Below are 20,697 nucleotides of genomic sequence, written 5' to 3' on the forward strand. Positions count from 1 at the left end.
CGCCCCATGACCTTTCCCGCCGTTCGTATGCGCCGTATGCGCCGCGATGCCTTTTCCCGCGCCCTCATGCGCGAGAACGTGCTGACGACCGCCGACCTGATCATGGTGGCGTTCGTGGTGGAAGGCGAGGGCGTCCGCCAGCCGGTGCCGTCGATGCCGGGCGTGGATCGGCTGTCGATCGACGAACTGCTGAAGCTGGGCGAGGAATGCGTGAATCTGGGCATTCCGGCGCTGGCGCTGTTCCCATCCGTCGACGGATCGGTGAAGACCGAAGACGCGCGCGAGGCGTGGAATCCGCAGGGTCTGTTCCAGCGCGCCACCCGCGCACTGAAAGAGCGTTTTCCCGAACTGGGCCTGATCGGCGACGTTGCCCTCGACCCCTACACCACGCACGGTCAGGACGGCCTGATCGACGAGACCGGCTATGTGATGAACGAGCCGACCGTCGAGGCGCTGATCAAGATGTCGCTGGCCCAGGCCGAGGCGGGCATGGACTTCGTCGCCCCCTCGGACATGATGGACGGCCGTATCGGCGCCATTCGCGAGGCGCTTGAGGACGAGGGCTACATCCATACCCGCATCCTGGCCTATTCGGCGAAGTACGCATCGAGCTTCTATGGTCCGTTCCGCGATGCGGTGGGTTCCTCGGCCAACCTGGGCAAGGGCAACAAGCACACCTACCAGATGGACGTGGGCAACAGCGACGAAGCGCTGCGCGAGGTGGAGCTGGATATCGCGGAAGGCGCCGATGCCGTGATGGTCAAGCCCGGCCTGCCGTATCTGGATGTTGTTCGCCGCGTGAAGGATACCTTCGGCGTGCCGACCTTCGTCTACCAGGTCAGTGGCGAGTACGCGATGATCAAGGCCGCCGCGCAGAACGGCTGGCTCGACGAGCGTGCGGTGGTCATGGAGTCGCTGCTGGCGATGAAGCGCGCGGGTGCCGATGCCATCCTCACGTACTTCGCGGTAGACGTGGCACGTTGGCTGAAAGGCTGATTGCGCTCCTGCAGGTCGTCGGCTGAACATCCGCGTCGAAGAGCGGTTTTTCGCAAAGCACCACCCATCCCTGCATGACATAATCCCGGGCGATCGTCAGGGAGTGCGTGCATGGAAAACCATGATTTCTTGAAGACCGCCGTCGTCTTCCTTCTCGCGACGGTCATCGCCGTGCCGCTCACCAAACGCTTCCGGCTCGGTGCGGTATTGGGATATCTGCTCGCCGGCGTCGTCATCGGACCGTCGGCGCTTGGTCTGGTCAGCGATACGGCGGGCGTTGCCGAGATCTCCGATTTCGGCGTCGTGCTGATGCTGTTCGTCATTGGCCTCGAACTCTCGCCATCGCGCCTGTGGGTGATGCGGCGTGCCGTATTCGGCAGCGGCCTGCTCCAGGTCGCGGTCTGCGCCATCGCGCTGGGCACGATGGGCTACCTCCTGTTCGGCCTGACCTGGAAGGCCGCGGTTATCGTCGGCGGCAGTCTCGCTCTCTCGTCGACGGCCTTCGGCTTGCAGATCCTTGCCGAGCGCAAGGAAGCCGGTTCCGCCTATGGCCGTCAGGCGTTCGCGATCCTGCTGTTCCAGGATCTGGCGGCTATCCCGCTTATCGCCGCCGTGCCGCTGCTGGGGGGCGCCGTCGCCCGCGATGCCCACGGCCCGGACATCATGAACGTGCTGAAGGTTGTGGGCGTGATCGTCGCCGTGATCGTCGGCGGCCGGCTGGTGTTGCGTCATGTTTTCCGCTTCGTGGCGCGCGCCAAGAGCACCGAGGTGTTCACCGCTACGGCGCTGCTCGTCGTCATGGGTACGGCGTGGCTGATGGAGGTTGCAGGGGTCTCCACGACGCTCGGCGCTTTCCTCGCTGGCCTGCTCCTGGCCGATTCCGAATACCGTCACGAACTCGAGTCGAACATCGAGCCGTTCAAAGGGCTGCTGCTGGGCCTGTTCTTCGTCAGCGTGGGCATGTCCGTCGACCTGGCGCTGCTGGCATCCAAGCCGTTACTGGTCCTCGGCATGGTGGGACTGCTGCTGGCGGTGAAGGCCATACTGATCTGGCCGCTCGGACGCATCGTCGGCTCGCTTACGAATGGCGATTCGCTTCGGCTTGCGGCCATTCTTGCCAGCGGCGGCGAATTTGCGTTCGTCATCCTGAACCTGGCTCAGCAGAACCGGTTGATCAACGGTAGCCAGCGCGGCCTGATGGTGATGGCGATTTCGCTGTCGATGGCGTTGACGCCCGTGCTGGTGATCGCAGCGTCGAAACTGGTCCATGAGAAGGCGAAAAAGCCCGACCGGGAGTTCGACGAGATCCAGGCAGACACGCCTCAGGTCATCATCGCGGGCTTCGGGCGCATGGGCCAGATCGTCGCCCGTTTGCTGCGCGCGCAGGGCATTCAGTTCGTGGCGCTGGAGAGTTCGGTCGAACAGGTGGATACCTCGCGGCGCTTCGGCGGCACGTCCCTGTTCTTCGGCGATCCCGCCCGTCCCGAAATGTTGCGCGCCGCGCAGGCGGACAAGGCCAAGGTTTTCGTCATCGCCACCGACGACCCCGAGGCGAACATCCGTACCGCGCGTCTCGTACGACGCCAGTACCCGCATCTGAAGATCGTCGCCCGCGCCCGTAACCGTCAGCACGCGTTTCGTCTGATGGATATAGGTGTCGACGATCCGGTGCGCGAGACTTTCTATTCGAGTCTGAAGATGACTCGAAACGTACTCGTGTCACTGGGTTTTTCGGAGTCGGTCGCGCAGGATCGCATCGACCGTTTCAAGAAGCAGGACGAACAACTGCTGCGTTCGCAATACCTGGTCTACGACGACGAAGCGGCGCTGATCCAGTCGTCGAGGGACGCTCTGGTCGACCTCCAGCAACTGTTCGAAGCCGACTCGGCGGAAGAGCGCGAGCGCGAACGGAAGGCCTGACGCGCGCTTCTTTGTGCAGGAGCGCTCGAGAGCGCTCCTGCACACACAAACAGCACGCGCCTACTCCGAAGGCTGTGCCGGCTGGCGCAGCGTCTGCCGCACGCTGGGGATCGCGTTGTTGCGCGCGCCGAGCTCGTGAGCGATATCGACGAAACCAAGATGACGCGCGACATCGGCCGCCGTCCGTCCGAAGGCGTCGGCCGCACCGCGATCGGCACCGCGCGTCAGCAGGACGCGAGCAGGCGGTAGCAGCGCATGCATCGCGCATGCGTGCAGTGCGCTTACGCCGCGCTGGTCCGCATGTTCGATGCGCGCACCTGCATCCAGCATCGCCGGAAGCAGGGCGCCCAGATGCGTGGCGTCGGCGGCACTGCTGGGCCGCATGTGTGCGCCTAGCAGCAGGAGCAGGGGCGTCTTCCCTTCGCGATCGACCTTGTTCACGTCGGAGCCGTGACGGATCAGCAGGTCCAGCAGTCTGCGCGCGCGCAGACTGTCCGTGCCGCCGAAGCAATACTGTGCGGCGGCATGCAGCGCGGTGTGTCCGTGCGCATCTTCCGCATTGCTGTCCGCGCCCGCGGCCAGCAGCGTTTCCACGATCTCGGGATAGCCGAGCGTGGCGGCGATCATCAGTGCCGTAGCCTCGCCGGGCAGGCGCTGATCCACCGGCACCTTGTGCTCGATCAGCAGATCGACGATGCCGTCGCGACGCGCGTTGACCGCGGCGGCGAGCGGTGTCACGCCACTGCCGGCGGTGGTCGTGGCATCGGCACCCGCAGCAAGCAGGTGAGCGCCGACGTCGCGCTGACCGGCGCCGCAGGCGCGCAGCAGGGCGGTGGCGCCCTGGGGATCGCGCGTATCGACGGCGAATCCGAGTTCCAGCAACCGGTCGATGGCGTGGGTATCGCCAGCCGCCGCGGCGACCGGAAGATCGTCGGCACGCAGCGCGCGACGCGGCAGCGGCCATTGCGGCCAGGTCAGCCAGCGCTCGACATCGCCGTGGCCGATACCGAGCCCGAAGGGCGTCTCGCCATTGACGTCGGTGGCTTCCGGATCGGCGCCGTGGGAAACCAGCAGCCGCACCAGCGGAAGGCTGTCGTCGCCCTGTTCGAGCGCGGCATGCAACGGCGTGCGGCCACCGGTGTCGCGCGCATTCGGATTCGTGCCGCGGGCGAGTAGTGCGCCCAGCAGGGTGGCGCGGCCGGTGGCGGCGGCCATATGCACCGGCGTCCGGCCGCGGCTGTCCGCCCCGAAGGGATCGGCGCCCGCTTCGAGCATGGCCATCGTCAGCCGGTCGTCGTTGCCTTCCATCCGGCAGATGGCGTATCCCAGCAGGCCCGCACCGGCTGGCGTGGCGCCCGCGCGCATCAGCTGGAACAGCGCATCGGCCGCATTGGGTAGCTGCGTCAGCAGCGCATCGAAGAGGCGACGGCCGAGTTGCGGCGCCGTGTCGTCGTCCAGGCTGGTCGGCGCAAGCCGCGCTTCCGCCGAGAGGCCGTGGTCCAGCAGCCAGCGTCGTGCCGCATCCAGGCCCGTGCCGCTGAGGTCGACGTACAGTCCCGCGAGTTCGTCCTGCGGCCATTCGCGAACGCGTGCGGTGAACGTCGACGCCACGGCCCAGTGGCCAAAGCGCAGCGCATCGAGGAGGTGGGTCGGCGAATCGGCGCCCGCCTCGGGCATGACCGCTTCGCTAAGCGATGTCGGCAGTGGCGTATCCGGGTCCAGCAGCGCGACCAGATCCCAGCGGCCGGTCGAGGCGGCATGGTCCAGCGCGCTGCGTCCGTCGCCACCGGCTTCCTTCGGCTGTGCGCCGAGGGCGAGAAGGGCGCGAATGGTTGCCGCCTGCGCACGCGACGACTGGCAGGCCAGCGTCAGCGCATCGCGTCCGTGGCTGTCCCGCGCCCGGGCATTCGCCTGCGCCTCGGCCAGCAACTGGACGATTCCGTGCGCACCGGCGCGCGCGGCTTCCATCAGCGGCGTGGTGCCGTTGCGATCGGCGATATTCGGATCGGCGTTGGCCAGGCATAGCGCGCGCACGATCTGTTCGTGGCCTTCTCCCGCGGCGACCAGCAGAGCAGTGCGACCCTGCGCGCCCGTCGCATTCACCGGCGCCTTGTGTCGAAGCAGCAGCTTCACGCCTTCCGCGTCGTCGTCGGCGATACCCGCGGCTGCGACGAGGGCCGGCTCCGCATCGGCGACAGCCGGACGCGCAGCGTGTTCGAGAAGGAAGCGTGCAATCGTCCAGTTCGCCGCGCGACATGCGATCACGAGCGGCGTCGCACCGGCGGCGTTAACGGCGCTCACCGGAGCGCCCGCGTCCAACAGCATCGCGGCCACGATCGGTTCCGCGCTGAGGACCGCGCCATGCAGCGCCGTATTGCCTTCGGCGTCGGTCCCGGCGGCATTCGCGCCATTCGCGAGCAGGATCAGCACCGAGTCCGGACGACCGTGCCAGCTGTCCCGCGTCGCGGCGAGCAGTGGCGTAACGCCACCTTGCGCGCGATTGACGTCGGCCCCGCGCGCGATCAGCGAGCGCAGCAGGCGAGGGTCGGGCAGCAGGGCGGCTAGCGTAAGGACCGGCCGCTGGTCCCGATCGCCGGCTTCCGCGGCGGTATCCGGATCGGAGCCCGCTTCGACGAGCGCAATAGCGCGTTCGATATCGCCGGCGCGTACGGCGGCCAGCAGCTCCGCTTCGCGCTGGCCCGGCTGGATCTCTTCCGCCGTCAGCACGAGAGGCGGGCGTTCGGCGATCGGTGCCGGTTTGGAAGCCGGTGCTTTATCGGTGACGGCATGCCCGCGGATATGGCCGCGACGATCGCAGAGCAGGGCACGCAGGGTGCGGTTGGCAATGACCATGCAGGCCAGCGGCAACAGGACAACGCCGTAAATCGCCAGCGCGGCGATGCGCATCTCCGAAGGGAGTACGCCGTAGAGTCCGCTGAGCGCGACGGCACAGAAGGCGAGTACCAGCAAGCCGAGCGCGGCGGGGATGAAGTGCGAGAAGAAGCGCTCTTCCGCCGAAAGATGTCGCCCGAACGCGACGCTGCGCGCGATGGCCGTGAATATCCAGGAGCCTTCGCCACTGTGTTCCGGATAGGCGTCGTCCCACAGGAATAGCAGGCCGAACGCAGGCCACACCCGCCACAACGAAGCGAGCGCGACTACCAGCGTGGCGGCCAGCAGCAACGCGGCGCCAAGGCTGGGTGCCTGTGTGAGTTTCAGCAAAGGCCATGCGACCAGCACGAAGACCACGAACGTATACGCCGTGAACATCACGACATGGGCGGAGCCGCGTCGTAGCGTCGTCCTGATGAAACTCGTTTCGGGGTCGAAGCCTATGGCGTGGCATATCGCGCCCATCGCCAGCGCATTGGCCAGCAAGAGCGGAATCAGTGCTAGCGGATGCGCGGAAAATCCGGCACACGCCACGGCGGCGAGGGCGGGCAGGAACCAGAGCAGCGCTTTGTGCAGCGGCGGGCGACGACGTTTGGGATTGGCCATGCGCCGCAGTATACGTAGCGTATGGGGCCTTCGCGGTAACGTCGTGTTAACCGCCGTTGCACATCGGCGACATGAACGGCCGGCGATTAAACGCGGGCGACGTCCTCATCGATGTTCAGCTCGCGATTGTGGTTCTGCTGGTTGCCGACGCTGAGCATTTCGTTGGGCGGCGACTGCAGATGCCAGCCGTCCCTGCCGAGGGCGTCGAGCACGCGGTCGGTGTCCTCGTTCGGCAGCTTTCGACTGGGGGTGAGTTCGATCTCCAGCACGAAGCGCAGGTCCCCCAGAAGCAGAGCGAGCGGTTCGGGCAGCAGGTCGTAGCCCTCGCGACGCGAGAGCCATACGTAAGTGCCGGGTTTGCGCTGACTGGCGTAGACGAAACAATGCATGGGCTTCGGTCTCGCGGACGGCTCGGCATTCCATGCTACCAGCGGGTCCGCGCGCATGTGTGTGCGTTCGACACCGATATCTGGGGTTTGTTGCACCAGCACTTGCAAAATTTATGTCAATGCCGTCAGAGTTCCACCCCAAGATGTTAAACGCGCGTATGAATGCGGTGATCTTTTCGCTGCGTCGTCACGCCAAGCCCGAAGAACACGCAAGGAGCCATACCGCATGCAGACCACTTTCCTCAGCCGTACCCGCCCGCTGGTACTCGCGGCCCTCACTGTCGCTATCGCCGGTGCCCTGATCGCCCCGCAGGCAGCAAATGCGAGCGCTTTCCAGCTGAAAGAGAACAGCGCCAAGGCGCTGGGTCGCGCCTTTGCCGGTTCCACGACCGCGGGTGACGATGCATCGACCATCGTGAACAACCCGGCTGGTATGACGCTGCTTAAGGGCAACGTCTTCCAGGCCGACGTCACGGGTGTCAACTTCAGTACCAAGTTCACCGGCACGGGGCACGATGCCCAGGGTCGTCCCATCTCGGGCGGCAACGGCGGCGACGCCGGCACCACGATTCCGGTGCCCGCCATGTACTTCGCCACGCAGTTTGCCGACAAGTGGCACGTCGGCGTCGGCTTCACCGCGCCGTTCGGCTTCAAGACCGAATACGACTCGAACTGGGTGGGCCGTTACAACGGCATCAAGTCCGACTTCAAGTCCCTCGACGCGACGCTCTCGGTGTCGTACGACGTGTCGGACACTTTCGCCGTCGGCGTCAGCGGTATCGCGCAGAAGACCAGCGCGGAACTGACCAGCGCGATCAACTTCAATACGGTCGGCCTCGGCCTCATCCAGCAGGCCGCGGCATCGGGTCAGCTTCCGCCGGCGAACGCCGCTGCGCTTGCCCGCACCTGGGCAACGGTGGTCCCGCCGGGCAGCGACGGTACCGCTCGCATCAAGGGTGACGACTGGGCCTACGGCTGGCAGGTCGGCGGTCTGTGGAAGCTCACGCCGAACGATCGCCTCTCGCTGAACTACCGCTCCAAGATCTCCCATACGCTGGAAGGCACGGCCAACTACACCGTACCGGCCAACGTCAGCGCGGTGCTGTCCAACCCGGCCGTCGGCGCATTGCTGGGCTCGGGCCAGCCCCCGTTCACGCACACCACCGGTACGGCGGGTTTCACCACGCCGGCTATCGCCTCGGCCAGCTTCTGGCACCAGGACGAGAAGTTCGGTCTGGGTATGGACCTGTCGTGGACGAAGTGGGATTCCTTCAAGGAACTGCGCGTCAACTACGGCAACCCGTCGCAGCCGCCCAGCGTCGAGAACTACGCCTGGCGTAACAGCTGGTTCGCTTCCGTCGGTGGCGAGTACTACGTCAACGACAAGCTGACCCTGCGCGCCGGTGTGGCCATCGACAGCACCCCGACGTACGACGACACCCGCTCGCCGCGCGTGCCGGACTCGACCCGCCAGTGGATTTCGTTCGGTGTTGGCTACAAGGCAACCGAGCACTTCGAACTCAATGCCGGCTTCGCTCATATCTTCGTGAACAGCGCGCACATCGCTGGCGCGAAGAGCGCGACGAACGACATCCTGACCGGCGAGAACGACGACAAGGGCAACCTGCTCAGCGTCTCGGCCAAGTACGCGTTCTGATTCATCCGGAATCGCGGTACTGAATGAAAACCTCCCCGGCGACGGGGAGGTTTTTTTTATGGTTCTTCACGCATTGTCGGGGCGGGCTCGGCTTCGCCATCGCTTTTGCGCTCGGACGCTTCGCGGAGAGCCGTCGGCCACCGCCCTCGACGCGCCGTCTCCACCGTCGCTCGGGAACGGATAGCCGCTGCGCGGCTGGTGTTCTATGGCTGCGCCCCGTCGCGCCCGCGCGGCGGGCGGGGGTTTTCGATTCGGCCTCCGTGCCTCAGCGAAAACGGCGGACCGTCCGGGTCCGCCCCCTCCGGGCCTTTTCCGCCCGCCGCGCTCGGTTCCGCAAGTCGCGTCGAGGGCGGTGGCCGACGGCTCTTCCGGATGCTGCGGTTACGTGGAGGAAAGCAGCGCGTGACGCATAGCCGGTGGTGACCGCATCTCGTCCCGTCACGTCACGTGGTCGGCTCGCACTCTCCCCACAGCAAACCGCAATCGACGGTGCCGTGGCCGGGGTGGTCCTTGGGGCCGCCTTAGCCGAGGGCCGCGATACCCCACTGACGGAGCGAATGCGGCGCTACGGCCCGCTCCCGCAGGGACGGCGCCGAAGGCCCCAAGGGCCAACCCGGTCGCGGCCTCCCCCGAGGCACGAGCGTGAGGCGGCTCTCCTTACCTAAAGAGCGCTTACGCCACTACGCCCCGCAGCACTTCTTGTATTTCTTGCCGCTGCCGCAGGGGCACAGATCGTTGCGGCCTGTCTTGCCCTGCGTGTGTCGCACGGTCCCTGGGTGGGCTTCGCCAAGGCGTCGGCGGTGGAAGGTCGACAGGTAGTGCGGAATAGCGTTGAGCAGTTGCAGGCGTTCGGCGAAGGTGGGCGGCTTGGCGCCGTCCTCGTCTCCGCCGGCGGGTGCCTGATCGCTCGACAGCGTGGTCACGATGCCGAAGAACGTGCTGACGTCGTCATCCAGCCATTCGGACCATGCGCCGGTCCATTCGTTGATGCCGAAACGGAAGCCGATGGCCCAGTCGCTGGCGAGGGGGAAATCGCCCTTGTACGTGCTGACATCGTCGAGTTCCTCGAACTCGATCGGCATGTCGACCAGCGGCAGCGCTTCGTCGGCGAGATCGATTGGGTCGGCGCCGACGCGCCACGCAATCATCTTCCAGAGTGCTTCGAGCAGCTTGTGTGCTTCGGCTTCGTCGCGCTCGGAAGCCCAGGGCTGCGCGCCACCCATTTCCAGCAAGGCGATGCAATCGTCGATCGTCGCGTTACCCGGACCGACGAGGGCCGCACTGAACAGGCCGTCGACGGTTTCCACCGAATACCGGTCGGTGTCGGTAAGCAGGGTTTCCAGGCGTTCGAGTTTGTCTTCGTCGAGCATCATTGCTTCTGGCCTTGCCTGTCAGTACGCGAATTCGCGGAACACGGGATCGACACTGCCGCCCCACGCACCGTGGAAGAGTTCGAGTTTGCGCTCGGCGGGCGTCTGGTTCGCATAAGCGAATTCGAAGAGCGGCTCGAGATAGATGGATTCGTCGGCGCCATTCTTATTCAACTTCGCGCGGCGCTTCAGGCCGCCCGATGCAATCTTCAGCGCTTCCAGCGAAAGCTCGCGCACGCTGTGTCCACGGAACGGAAGCTTCAACGCATGCTTCGGCACACCGTCGCGCAACGCGTGACGTTCGCCGCGCGAGAAATCCTTCACCAGATCCCACGCGGCGTCCAGTGCCTGATCGTCGTATAGCAGTCCAACCCAGAATGCCGGCAGCGCGCAAAGGCGATTCCACGGACCGCCGTCGGCACCGCGCATTTCCAGGTACTGCTTCAGGCGGACTTCCGGGAACGCGGTAGTCAGATGATCGGCCCAGTCTTTCATCGTGGCCTTCACGCCGGGCAATGCGGGTAACTCGCCCTTCATGAAGCGCTTGAAGTCCTGGCCGGACAGGTCGACGTACTTGCCATCGCGGTAGCTGAAGTACATCGGTACATCGAGGATGTAATCGACATAGCGTTCGTAACCGAATCCCTCTTCGAAGACGAAATCGAGCATGCCGGTGCGATCGTTGTCGGTGTCGCTCCATACGTGCGAGCGATAGGACAGATAACCGTTCGGCTTGCCTTCGGTGAAAGGAGAGTCGGCGAACAATGCTGTCGCGATCGGCTGCAGCGCGAGTCCGACGCGGAATTTTTTCACCATGTCGGCTTCGGTGGCGAAGTCGAGATTGACCTGCACCGTGCACGTGCGCGTCATCATGTCCAGACCGAGCGACCCGACCTTGGGCATGTACTCGCGCATGATCTTGTAGCGACCCTTGGGCATCCACGGCATTTCGTCGCGACGCCACTTCGGCTGGAAGCCCATGCCAAGGAAGCCGATGCCAAGCTCGTCGGCGACCGAGCGCACCTCGTGGAGATGCCCCATCACTTCTTCGCAGGTATCGTGGATCGTCTCCAGCGGCGCACCCGAAAGCTCCAGCTGACCGGCGGGCTCCAGGGTGATGTTCGCCTTGCCGCGCGTCAGCGCGACCGGCGTCTCGCCTTCGCGGGCGATCTCCCAGTCGTAGCGCGAGGCCACGCCTTCGAGAATGGCGCGAATGCCGCGCTCGCCCTCGAAGGCGGGCGGCCTGAGGTTGTCGGTATGGAAGCCGAACTTCTCGTGTTCCGTACCGATCCGCCACGCATCCAGCGGCTTTTCGCCCTGCGCCAGATAGTCGACCAGTTCATTGCGATCGCCGATCGGCGTGCTCTTTGCGGCGCTGGGGATGGACACGGGTACTTCCTTGACGATGGCGGACCTTCGGGAGCGCCCTAACTGGGGGCGCCAGCACCGATTCAAAAGGCGCAATGGAGCGCAGCGTATCGCCTGCCGGTGGCAATGGAAACCATTGCTGTACCGGGGCGCGCGACCGGTGTGGCTAAGAGGCGAGAGGCGGCGTCAGGTGCCAGTCCGTCTACGTCAGGGGGACGCCCATGCATTCTTTCCTACGACACGGCCTTGTTCGTCGAGATCGAACGACCACGCCTGAGTATCGAGGGAGAAGCGGTTGTCGAACCAGAGGCGCTGAACGCATGGCTTGCTACACAAATCGTTAGTAAAAGCGAGGTGCCCCTCGCCGCTGCGCTGCACCGAGAAGGGCATATTGAATCGCTCGGTAACTTGGCGCTTCTGGTCCCCTGTATGAATTTCAGTATATGCAGCGTTGCCCTGACGCGATATCCAGGCACAAGCCCCAACCGCGGCGGCAGCTGTCAGCGCCAGAAGTATCATCAATGAGCGTATTGCGCCAAGAATGTGCTTCATTATTCTCATCATTGCCGACTCTAAATGAGTTGATCGGGGCTTTTGTCCGGCGGCGGGGGATGTTGGGGCGCAGGATCCTTGTTGGGCTCAGGCGATGGTTTATCGAATGTTTTAAGGAAGTTCTGCAATTCCTGTGGGATTGGACCATTTTTCGGAATTAAGTAAGTCTTGGCTCCGGGTGTAGACGACACGTCCCTGGAGAGACCGCCTGGAAATGGAATGTCTTGGGTCGAAACACCTGCCGCATTCAGTATGAGATTTGTCTTGACTGCGCAATTGTCGATCAGTCCGGCGTCACTCGTAATGAGTTTTGTCGAAACGAAGCTGGATGCCTGCTGGTCTTGAGTCGTGCTCGTGGAGAGAATAGTCACTACCTGGCTACGCAAGGTGCTTTCCGTTGTCAGGTACTGCGTTGTTGATGTTCCGAGAGGAGTGCCGTTGCCGAAACTCGCAACTCCATATCCCTGTATGGACGATGCCACGTGTCCGAAAGGGCTCAAGCTGCCTGCGCGGTGACCACCCGCAATAACAAGTATGTCTCGGCCGTCGGGGTCGATGTTGGCAATAGGATTACCCGCTACATACATATATCGGTTGAAGCTGGGAAGATTGGCACTGTCGGGGCCCAGTGGGTCGACGCTGAGAAAGTGCCCTATGCTTGGATCGTAGTAGCGGGCCTGCATATACACGAGGGCCGTGTCTGAGTCAGTTACGTGTCCCGTATATCCAGGTCCGTCATGTGCTGGCCCCAACGCAATTTGGCCGTACGGACGATAGTCCTGGACCGCTGTTATGACACCCTGTCCGTCCGTCTCAGCGAGAATGTTGCCTTGTGGATCCGAGAAGTAGTAGCGCACGGTTTCCGCCCGTATGGCGGAGCAAAGAAGATTCGCAATAAAGAACGCGAGATATGAAATGTATCGCCTGGAAGGCGACAGTCGGTATGAAGATGCGCCTAATGCCAACGCTGAGTCGTGCATGACTTCCCCCAAAGTCAATGATGCGTAACCTTAGCAAGGTTATGCATCAGCCGGGCGACCTTTTACAGAAAAGGCCGCCCGAGGGCGGCCTTTCCGTTCCGGATGAGGCGCTGGATCAGCGCTTCATCGAATTGAAGAACTCGTCGTTGGACTTCGTGGTCTTCATCTTGTCGAGCATGAACTCCATCGCCGCGAGTTCGTCCATCGGGTGCAGGAGCTTGCGCAGGATCCAGATCTTCGCGAGAAGGTCGGGGTCGATGAGCAGGTCTTCGCGCCGGGTGCCCGAGCGGTTGATGTCGATGGCCGGGTAGACGCGCTTCTCGGAGATACGGCGGGACAGGTGCACTTCCATGTTGCCCGTGCCCTTGAACTCTTCGTAGATCACCTCGTCCATCTTGGAGCCGGTGTCGGTCAGCGCCGTGGCGATGATCGTCAGGCTGCCGCCTTCCTCGACGTTGCGTGCGGCGCCGAAGAAACGCTTCGGGCGCTGCAGCGCATTGGCGTCGACACCACCGGTGAGGACCTTGCCGGAGCTCGGAACCACGGTGTTGTAGGCGCGTGCGAGGCGAGTGATGGAGTCGAGAAGGATCACGACGTCCCGCTTGTGCTCGACCAGGCGCTTGGCGCGCTCGATCACCATTTCGGCGACCTGCACGTGGCGCACGGCCGGCTCGTCGAACGTCGAGCTGATGACTTCGGCGCGAACGGTGCGGGCGATTTCAGTGACTTCCTCGGGGCGCTCATCGATCAGAAGCATGATCAGATGGACGTCCGGATGGTTGTACTGGATAGCCTGCGCGATGTTCTGCAGCATCATCGTCTTACCGGACTTCGGCTGCGAGACGATGAGGCCGCGCTGGCCGCGACCGATCGGGGCGACGAGATCCAGGATGCGGCCCGTGATGTCCTCGGTCGAACCGTTGCCGCGCTCGAGCTTGAAAGCCTTGCGGGGGAACAGCGGGGTGAGGTTCTCGAACAGCAGCTTGTTCTTCGACGCTTCCGGCGGATCGCCGTTGATGTCGTCGACCTTCAGCATGGCGAAGTAACGCTCGCCTTCCTTCGGGTGACGCACGCGTCCGGTGATGTAGTCGCCGGTGCGCAGGTTGAAACGGCGGATCTGGCTGGGCGACACGTAAATGTCGTCCGGACCGGCCAGGTAGGACTCGTCGGCCGAGCGCAGGAAGCCGAAGCCGTCCTGCAGGATTTCCAGAACGCCTTCCGCCCAGATGCCGCCGCCGGAGCGTGCGTGCGCCTTGAGGATGTTGAAGACGACGTCCTGCTTGCGCTGGCGGGCGACACCTTCGCGAACGCCCAGCGACTCGGCGAAATCCAGGAGCTGGACCGCGTTCATGCGCTTGAGTTCGGTGAGGTTGATCAGGCGATCGCTGCTGCCCGCATCGGCGTTCTCGTCGTCGTCGACGGGATAGCCGTTGTTGTTGCGCGGATTGCCGCCACCACCACCGCCGGGCGGGCGCTGCTGGTTCTGGTTGTTGCGTTCGTTGCGACGGCGACGACCGCGGCCGTCACGACCTTCGCGCTGCTGCTGGTCGCGACGCTCGTTGTTGTTCTGCTGCTGGCCGTTGTTCTGGCCCTGCTGGGGCTGCTGGCCCTGCGGTTGCTGGCCGCCATTGCCGTTGCCCTCGCGGGGTTCGGATGGACGTGCCGCCTGGACGTTGCCGTCCTGCGAACCGCCGCCGAGCTGGAGTTCGGCCTGTGGTGCCGGAGCGGGAGGCGGAGCCGGTGCTGGAGCCGCCGGAGCGGGTGCCGGGGCAGCAACTGCCTTGGCCTCCGCCGGAGCGGCACGCGCCGGAGCGTCCACAGCGGCTTTCGCCCTGCTGCGGGGCGCGCGGGGGCGCGGTTCGGCTGCAGGCTGGTCGCCGGCGCTCTTGGCGTCGTTGGGATTCTTGGTTTCGATATCGGACACGGGCAAACCTCACGGGGCGCCGTTGGAAGAAAAAGGGAGGGGGCTCGCCCAATAGGAGGACAGAACAGTCCTGGCGAACCCGAAAGAGCCTAGCACCGTGTGAGGCGCGCCGTAAAGCGCCTCACACTCTGAAGGGCGATCAGATCGCCTTATCGATCATCTGGGTCAGCTGACCCTTGCCGACGGCGCCGATCTGCGTCGCCTCGACTTTGCCGTTCTTAAAGACCATCAGGGTCGGGATGCCACGGACGCCGTAGTCGCGGGGCGTCTTCTGATTCTGGTCGATATTGATCTTCACGACCTTCAGCTTGCCTTCGTACTGCGTCGCCAGTTCGTCCAGGATCGGGGCGATGGACTTGCAGGGACCGCACCATTCGGCCCAGAAATCGAGCAGGACGGGTGTATCGGATTCGAGCACGTGGCGCTGGAAGGCCTCGTCGCTCACATGGGTGATCAGGTCGTTCACCGGGTTCTCCAGTAAGTGTTAAGTGGGGTTGACGACCGCGCGGCCGGGTTCGGCTACACTTATGGAACCTTGTTGCGCGGTTTGAACCGGGGACGAGGACACAAGCCATTGCGGCCTTGGTCTTCATTCCAACGCAACTCGGGGCGCGATTCAAGCGATTCAAGGGCGCGGACGGATGGTTTCCGTTGACATAGGTGAAATGGCTCGTGGGTTAACCCCGCATCTGGCCAGCCTTTTCACCTATGCCAGCGGGAGCTGTCGGGTCGCGCGCCAACCGCCTCCGGCCTATGGCCAGGAGCGTGTCGCCGGCCGGCGGGGCAGAGCCCGCATTGCCGCCACCTCCCGACCGCACGTCGGATCACCCCACCGTCCCTGGCCAATCCTGGCCTCAAGGGACCGGCGCCCGCCTTCGCGGCCGCCCGATCCGGTCATCCCATACTCATGTCGCAAACCGTTCTCACCGACGTCTTCTACGAAAACCTCGACCTCCATCCCCTCCTTCAGCAGGGTCTCGCCGATGCAGGCTTCACGCGCTGCACGCCGATCCAGGCGCTGACGCTGCCCGTCGCCCTTACCGGCCGCGACGTCGCTGGCCAGGCGCAGACCGGCACGGGCAAGACCTGCGCGTTCCTGGTCGCCCTGATGAACCGCCTGCTGACCTCGCCGGCCCACGCCGACCGCAAGGACAGCGACCCCCGCGCCCTGATCATCGCGCCGACGCGCGAGCTGGCTATCCAGATCGAAAAGGACGCCAAGGCCATCGGCGCCCACACCGGCCTGCGCACCGCGCTGATCTATGGCGGCGTCGACTACGACAAGCAGCGCCAGCAGCTGCGCGACGGCTGCGACATCATCATCGCCACGCCGGGTCGCCTGCTCGACTATTACAAGCAGGACGTTTTCAGCTTCGGCAGTGTCGAAGTCATGGTCATCGACGAAGCCGATCGCATGTTCGACCTCGGCTTCATCAAGGACGTGCGCTTCATCTTCCGCCGCCTGCCGGCGCGCGAAGCCCGCCAGGTCCTGCTGTTCTCGGCCACGCTCAGCCATCGCGTGCTGGAGCTGGCCTACGAGCACATGCACAACGCCGAGAAGCTGGTCGTCGAGACGGACAACATCACGGCCGACCGCGTTCGCCAGGTCGTCTACTTCCCTTCCAAGGAAGAGAAGATGCCGCTGTTGCTCAACCTGCTCGAGCGCACCGGTGCCGAGCGCAGCATCATCTTCGTGAACACCAAGGCCGCCGCCGAGCGCATCACCGATCGCCTGAAGCGCAACAACTACCGCGTCGGCGCCATCTCGGGCGACGTGCCGCAGATCAAGCGTCAGAAGTTGCTCCAGCGCTTCCAGGAAGGCCAGATCGACATGTTGGTCGCCACCGACGTGGCGGCCCGCGGCCTGCACATCCCGGCCGTCAGCCACGTCTTCAACTACGACCTGCCGCAGGACGCCGAGGATTACGTGCACCGCATCGGCCGTACGGCGCGCCTGGGTGCCGAAGGCGACGCCATCAGCTTCGCCTGCGACCTGTACGCGATGGGGCTGCCGGACATCGAAACCTATATCAACCAGAAGATCCCGACGGCGCGTGTCGAGCCCGACATGCTCGTCATGCCGGCGCCGCGTCCGCGTGCCGACGGTATGCAGGACGAGGTCGAAGACCCGAACGACAACGACGGCCATATCCCGACCCGTGGCGCGCCGCCCGAGAAGCGTCCCCGCAGCGGTAGTGGTGCCGGCGGTGCCGGTCGTGGCGGCAGCGGAAGCCGTTCGGGCGATCGTCCGCGTGGTCCGCGTCCGCCGCGTGTCGAGAAGACCGAGTCCGTGTCGACGGAAGTGCCGGTAACCACGGTTGTCGTCGCCGAAACCGTGGCCGACCTGCCCGCAGCGGCGGAAGCCATCGCCGCCGATGGTGCCGCGCGCAAGCGTCGTCGCCGTCGTGGTGGCAAGGGTCGCGGTGGGCGCGAAGGCGGCGCCGGCGAGAACAGCGCCGCGCCGCGTAACGGCGAAGCCCGCCCGCAGGGCGAACGCCCGCGCCGCGAAGCATCGCAGGGCAACGAGCAGAAGCGTCCGTCGCGCCACGTGGCAGCCGTTCCGGCCCGCCCGTCGCAGTCGGCCGCGCCCACCGAAAAAGTCGGGTTCTTCAAGCGTCTGGGCCGGCTGTTCGGCGGCAAGTAAGCGAAAAGCAGGGATGGGAGGTGGGAAGTGGGGGCGCACGGAATTAAGCCCCCACTTCCCATCTCCCACCCCCATTAACCTTCCAACATCTCTTATGCTTCGCGTTGGTGCAGCAAGCGGATGATTCGGTGATCGGTTTCGATCTGGTGAGCAAGCGATACGAGGGCAATCACCAGGCCCTGTCCGATGTATCTTTCCGCGTCGACGCCGGTGAAATGGCGTTCGTCACCGGCCATTCCGGCGCAGGCAAGAGTACCCTGCTCAAATTGCTGGCCCTGATCGAGCGGCCAACCAACGGCATCGTCACCCTCGACGGCCAGAATCTGGCGACCGTCCGGGCCCGCGATATCCCGAAACTGCGGCGCAAGCTGGGCATGGTGTTCCAGGATCACCGGCTGCTGCTGGACCGCACCGTTTTCGCCAATGTCGAATTGCCGCTGGTCATCGCGGGCATCGCGCCCGCCGATCGCGGTCGACGCGTACGTGCCGCGCTGGAGAAGGTCGGTCTGCTGAGTTACGAGAAGCAGTTGCCTTCAGCGCTGTCGACGGGTGAGCAGCAGCGTGTGGGCATCGCCCGCGCCATCGTGGCCAAGCCGGCCGTGCTGATCGCCGACGAGCCCACGGGCAACCTCGATCCCCAGCTCGCCATGGAAATCATGGGCCTCTTCGCCGAATTCCAGCAGGTAGGCACCGCCGTCCTCGTGGCAAGCCATGACCTCATGCTCATCAAACGAATGAAAAAGCGCGTCGTCGTCCTCGACCACGGCCGCCTTGTCGCCGACGTGCCCGCCACGGAGGTCGTATGAACACGCCGCGCGAAGAGCGTCGGCCCGATGCGGCTCCCAGTAAGCGCAGCGGCCCGCGGCATTTCTCGGCGTGGCGCGAGCATCACGCCTGGAGTTTCGTAACCAGCTTCAAGCGGCTGCGGGCACGCCCTCTCGGTACCGCGCTGACCGTCGCCGTCATGGGCTTCGCGTTGGCGTTGCCGCTCGCTTTCTATCTGCTGTTGGGCAACGTCCAGCGCATGAGCGATGCCCTCGGCCGCAATCAGTCGATCAGCGTTTTCCTTAAGTCCAGCCAGAACGCGGGCGGCGCGGAAACGGCCGCCGCCGCATTGCGGGAGCGGGCGGAAGTCGCCGACGTGCAGATTAAAACGCCGAAGGACGGTCTGGACGAGCTGGCCCAGATGCAGGGCTTCACCGGCGCGTTGCAGTCGCTCGACACCAATCCGCTTCCCTTTGTGTTGCAGGTCCAGCCGAAACCCGGCCTGCCTGCCGATGCCGTCGACACTCTGGTGCAGGCCATGCGGGGCATGCCCGGCGTGGACGTCGTCCAGGACAGCGGCACCTGGCGTCAGCGTCTGGATGCCCTTATCGGCGTCGGCACCCGGGCAGTGCTGCTGCTGGCCGTCCTCCTGTCGGTTGCCGCGCTGCTGGTCGTGGGCAATACCATTCGCGTCGATATCCAGAGCCGCGCCGCCGAAATCGGCGTACTGCTGCTGATAGGCGGCGGCCGGTCGTTCGTGCGCCGACCTTATCTGTATGCCGGCATCTGGCTCGGGCTCTTCGCCGGGGTCCTCGCCGTGGGGTTGGCCGTGCTGGCCGAACTTGCGATGGCCGGCCCAGTCGGGCGCCTCGCCGCGGCATACGATGGCAGCGTGTCGTTCGGTGGTCTGCCGGCGTGGCTATTGCTGGCGGTTCCGCTGGTTTCTGCCCTGCTTGGCTGGCTGGGAGCGCGTCTGGTCAGTGCCCGGCAGCTGCGTCGCGCAGCCGCGGCATGAGTGGGGGAGGGGGAATGGATCGTCAGATTGGCTCGCGCGTCGCGGGGGCGTCGCCGAGGATTCTCGTGGTCGACGGCTCGAAGGTCGTGCGCCAGCTGATCACGCGCGTCGTTACCGCGGAAATGCCCGGCGTCGAAGTCATCGGCTGCGGTACGGGTGCCGAGGCGCAGACCGAGTTGCAGCGCGGAGTCATGGACTTCGTCACGATCGCGCTGCGCCTCCCGGATATGGATGGACTGGAGCTGGCGCGTTTCGTTCGCGAAAGCGCGCCGCAGATCTACATGCCGATCGTCGTCGTGTCCGGCGACGTCGAGGCGCGCCTGCATCGGCGCGAACTCGGTGAATTCGTCACCGATTACTTCGACAAATCCCTCGGCTTCGGCGCGCTGGCCGAATTCATCCTTGGCTATATCCGGCCGGAAGGCGGCGCCGAGGGCGAAGTCCTCTATGTGGAAGACAGCCGCGTCGTCGCGCTGGCCACGCGACGCATGATGGAGAAATACGGCTTGACCGTGCATCACGTTATCAGCGCCGAGGACGCCATAGCGCGGCTTGAAACGTCACGCAAGCAGGGCGAGATCGGCGCGGATATCGTCCTGACCGACGTCAGCCTCAAGGGTGAGCTCACCGGCGGCGACCTCGTCGAAAGCATCCGCAACGAGTTCGGTTACGGCAAGGGCAAGTTGCCCGTGCTGGTCATGACGGGCGATGAGAATCCGGCGAACCAGGCCGCGCTGCTGCGCGCCGGCGCCAACGATCTCGTCGAGAAACCCATCGAAGAGAAGCTGCTGATCACCAAACTGCTCTTTCAGCTTCGCGTCGCACTGCACCTGCGAGAGAGGACCGCCGCGGAATGAACGAACGGGTAAAGCTCGAGCCGTCGTGGAAGGAGCGCATCGGCACCTATCTCGACCGTCCGGACATGCGGTCGCTGAGCGATTTTCTCCGCGAGGAGAAAAGGCAGGGCAAGGTCATTTTCCCGCCCGGCCCGGATATTTTCGCCGCCTTCGATCACACGCCGTTCGACAACGTCCGCGTCGTCATCCTCGGGCAAGATCCTTACCACGGCCCGGGCCAGGCCCACGGCCTCTGCTTCTCGGTCCAGCCCGGCGTGCGCGTACCGCCGTCGCTCGACAACATCTTCAAGGAAATCCACCGCGACCTCGGCATCCAGCGCCCCGGCCACGGCTGCCTCACCGCCTGGGCCGACCGCGGCGTGCTGTTGCTCAACGCCGTACTGACGGTGGAACAGGCCAACGCCAACGCCCATCAAGGCAAGGGCTGGGAAGGTTTCACGGACGCGGCCATCGAAGCGCTGAACCGCGAACGCGAAGGTCTGGTCTTCATGCTGTGGGGTTCGTACGCACAGAAGAAGGGGCAGCTGATCGATACAAGGCGCCACCTGGTCCTGAAATCCGTCCACCCCTCGCCGCTCTCGGCACACCGGGGTTTTCTGGGCTCGGGACATTTCAGCAAGGCCAACGACTATCTGGTGTCGCACGGGCAAGCGCCGATCGACTGGTCGTTGCCTGAGGTTTGTGAATAACCTGTATCCGTTCGCAGTAGGTTGCCGTTGAGAGGGAGGCACTGCGCTATCAGCTGAGATATGCGATCTCTTG

At 64.7% G+C, this 20,697-nt stretch carries 16 protein-coding genes; 8 read left to right on the plus strand and 8 right to left on the minus strand.

Annotated elements, in window-relative coordinates; translation table 11 throughout:
• Positions 1-6 precede the first annotated feature (6 nt).
• The gene (hemB, locus tag AC3IR3_RS01840; RefSeq protein ID WP_132142396.1) at positions 7-996 is read left to right on the plus strand and encodes a porphobilinogen synthase; all 990 of its coding nucleotides are present in this window, start codon (positions 7-9) and stop codon (positions 994-996) included.
• A 111-nt stretch (positions 997-1,107) separates the two neighbouring features.
• Positions 1,108-2,916, plus strand: coding sequence for a monovalent cation:proton antiporter-2 (CPA2) family protein (locus AC3IR3_RS01845; RefSeq protein WP_489195348.1), 1,809 nt, complete (start codon positions 1,108-1,110; stop codon positions 2,914-2,916).
• Positions 2,917-2,976: 60 nt separating this feature from the next.
• On the opposite strand, the gene AC3IR3_RS01850 is transcribed toward AC3IR3_RS01845, so the two are convergent.
• Both AC3IR3_RS01850 and AC3IR3_RS01855 read right to left on the minus strand, forming a co-directional pair.
• On the minus strand, positions 2,977-6,414 hold the full coding sequence (locus tag AC3IR3_RS01850; protein ID WP_489195349.1) for an ankyrin repeat domain-containing protein: 3,438 nt from the start codon (positions 6,412-6,414) through the stop codon (positions 2,977-2,979).
• A gap of 86 nt (positions 6,415-6,500) precedes the next feature.
• A complete protein-coding gene (locus tag AC3IR3_RS01855) occupies positions 6,501-6,899 on the minus strand; it encodes a YcgL domain-containing protein (protein WP_489195350.1) in 399 nt (132 codons plus the stop codon).
• Positions 6,900-7,029: 130 nt separating this feature from the next.
• Here AC3IR3_RS01855 and AC3IR3_RS01860 point away from each other — a divergent pair, with 130 nt between their 5' ends.
• Positions 7,030-8,460, plus strand: coding sequence for an OmpP1/FadL family transporter (locus AC3IR3_RS01860; RefSeq protein WP_489195351.1), 1,431 nt, complete (start codon positions 7,030-7,032; stop codon positions 8,458-8,460).
• A 680-nt stretch (positions 8,461-9,140) separates the two neighbouring features.
• Here AC3IR3_RS01860 and AC3IR3_RS01865 read toward each other — a convergent pair.
• The 6 genes from AC3IR3_RS01865 to trxA form a co-directional block, all read right to left on the minus strand.
• Positions 9,141-9,833 carry a YecA/YgfB family protein gene (locus tag AC3IR3_RS01865; RefSeq protein WP_489195352.1) on the minus strand — a complete coding sequence of 231 codons (693 nt, stop codon included), beginning with the start codon at positions 9,831-9,833 and terminating at the stop codon, positions 9,141-9,143.
• Positions 9,834-9,851: 18 nt separating this feature from the next.
• Positions 9,852-11,219: a glutamate--cysteine ligase gene (locus tag AC3IR3_RS01870; RefSeq protein ID WP_489195353.1), complete on the minus strand. Its 1,368-nt coding sequence runs from the start codon at positions 11,217-11,219 to the stop codon at positions 9,852-9,854.
• A gap of 186 nt (positions 11,220-11,405) precedes the next feature.
• Complete coding sequence (locus AC3IR3_RS01875) at positions 11,406-11,750, minus strand: hypothetical protein (protein WP_489195354.1); 345 nt, start codon at positions 11,748-11,750, stop codon at positions 11,406-11,408.
• A gap of 20 nt (positions 11,751-11,770) precedes the next feature.
• The gene (locus AC3IR3_RS01880; RefSeq protein WP_489195355.1) at positions 11,771-12,730 is read right to left on the minus strand and encodes an RHS repeat-associated core domain-containing protein; all 960 of its coding nucleotides are present in this window, start codon (positions 12,728-12,730) and stop codon (positions 11,771-11,773) included.
• Between the two features lie 115 nt (positions 12,731-12,845).
• Positions 12,846-14,654: a transcription termination factor Rho gene (gene rho, locus AC3IR3_RS01885; RefSeq protein ID WP_489195356.1), complete on the minus strand. Its 1,809-nt coding sequence runs from the start codon at positions 14,652-14,654 to the stop codon at positions 12,846-12,848.
• Between the two features lie 139 nt (positions 14,655-14,793).
• Positions 14,794-15,120, minus strand: a complete 327-nt coding sequence (trxA, locus tag AC3IR3_RS01890; RefSeq protein WP_489195357.1) for a thioredoxin TrxA — start codon at positions 15,118-15,120, stop codon at positions 14,794-14,796.
• Positions 15,121-15,561: 441 nt separating this feature from the next.
• Here trxA and rhlB point away from each other — a divergent pair, with 441 nt between their 5' ends.
• The 5 genes from rhlB to ung all read left to right on the plus strand — a co-directional run bounded on the left by rhlB (position 15,562) and on the right by ung (position 20,624).
• Positions 15,562-17,298, plus strand: a complete 1,737-nt coding sequence (rhlB, locus tag AC3IR3_RS01895; RefSeq protein ID WP_489195358.1) for an ATP-dependent RNA helicase RhlB — start codon at positions 15,562-15,564, stop codon at positions 17,296-17,298.
• 128 nt (positions 17,299-17,426) lie between these two features.
• On the plus strand, positions 17,427-18,104 hold the full coding sequence (gene ftsE / locus AC3IR3_RS01900) for a cell division ATP-binding protein FtsE (RefSeq protein WP_489195359.1): 678 nt from the start codon (positions 17,427-17,429) through the stop codon (positions 18,102-18,104).
• Positions 18,101-19,078 carry a permease-like cell division protein FtsX gene (ftsX, locus tag AC3IR3_RS01905; RefSeq protein ID WP_489195360.1) on the plus strand — a complete coding sequence of 326 codons (978 nt, stop codon included), beginning with the start codon at positions 18,101-18,103 and terminating at the stop codon, positions 19,076-19,078. The genes ftsE and ftsX overlap by 4 nt, the downstream gene beginning before the upstream one ends.
• 14 nt (positions 19,079-19,092) lie before the next feature.
• Positions 19,093-19,935, plus strand: coding sequence for a response regulator (locus AC3IR3_RS01910; protein ID WP_489195361.1), 843 nt, complete (start codon positions 19,093-19,095; stop codon positions 19,933-19,935).
• Entirely contained in the window at positions 19,932-20,624 is a 693-nt protein-coding gene (ung, locus tag AC3IR3_RS01915) for a uracil-DNA glycosylase (protein WP_489195362.1), read from the plus strand. Before AC3IR3_RS01910 ends, ung begins: the two co-directional genes overlap by 4 nt.
• The last annotated feature ends 73 nt before the right edge of the window (positions 20,625-20,697 follow it).

It is taken from the genome of Luteibacter sp. GL_149, from assembly GCF_057834065.1.

What these genes read in the sequence shown, in the direction of transcription:
- AC3IR3_RS01875 (WP_489195354.1), bottom strand. Translation starts at nt 11,750, where the DNA reads ATGAAGCACATTCTTGGCGCAATACGCTCATTGATGATACTTCTGGCG.
- hemB (WP_132142396.1), top strand. Translation starts at nt 7, where the DNA reads ATGACCTTTCCCGCCGTTCGTATGCGCCGTATGCGCCGCGATGCCTTT.
- AC3IR3_RS01850 (WP_489195349.1), bottom strand. Translation starts at nt 6,414, where the DNA reads ATGGCCAATCCCAAACGTCGTCGCCCGCCGCTGCACAAAGCGCTGCTC.
- ftsX (WP_489195360.1), top strand. Translation starts at nt 18,101, where the DNA reads ATGAACACGCCGCGCGAAGAGCGTCGGCCCGATGCGGCTCCCAGTAAG.
- rhlB (WP_489195358.1), top strand. Translation starts at nt 15,562, where the DNA reads ATGTCGCAAACCGTTCTCACCGACGTCTTCTACGAAAACCTCGACCTC.
- AC3IR3_RS01860 (WP_489195351.1), top strand. Translation starts at nt 7,030, where the DNA reads ATGCAGACCACTTTCCTCAGCCGTACCCGCCCGCTGGTACTCGCGGCC.
- AC3IR3_RS01845 (WP_489195348.1), top strand. Translation starts at nt 1,108, where the DNA reads ATGGAAAACCATGATTTCTTGAAGACCGCCGTCGTCTTCCTTCTCGCG.
- AC3IR3_RS01880 (WP_489195355.1), bottom strand. Translation starts at nt 12,730, where the DNA reads ATGCACGACTCAGCGTTGGCATTAGGCGCATCTTCATACCGACTGTCG.
- AC3IR3_RS01910 (WP_489195361.1), top strand. Translation starts at nt 19,093, where the DNA reads ATGGATCGTCAGATTGGCTCGCGCGTCGCGGGGGCGTCGCCGAGGATT.
- AC3IR3_RS01865 (WP_489195352.1), bottom strand. Translation starts at nt 9,833, where the DNA reads ATGATGCTCGACGAAGACAAACTCGAACGCCTGGAAACCCTGCTTACC.
- ung (WP_489195362.1), top strand. Translation starts at nt 19,932, where the DNA reads ATGAACGAACGGGTAAAGCTCGAGCCGTCGTGGAAGGAGCGCATCGGC.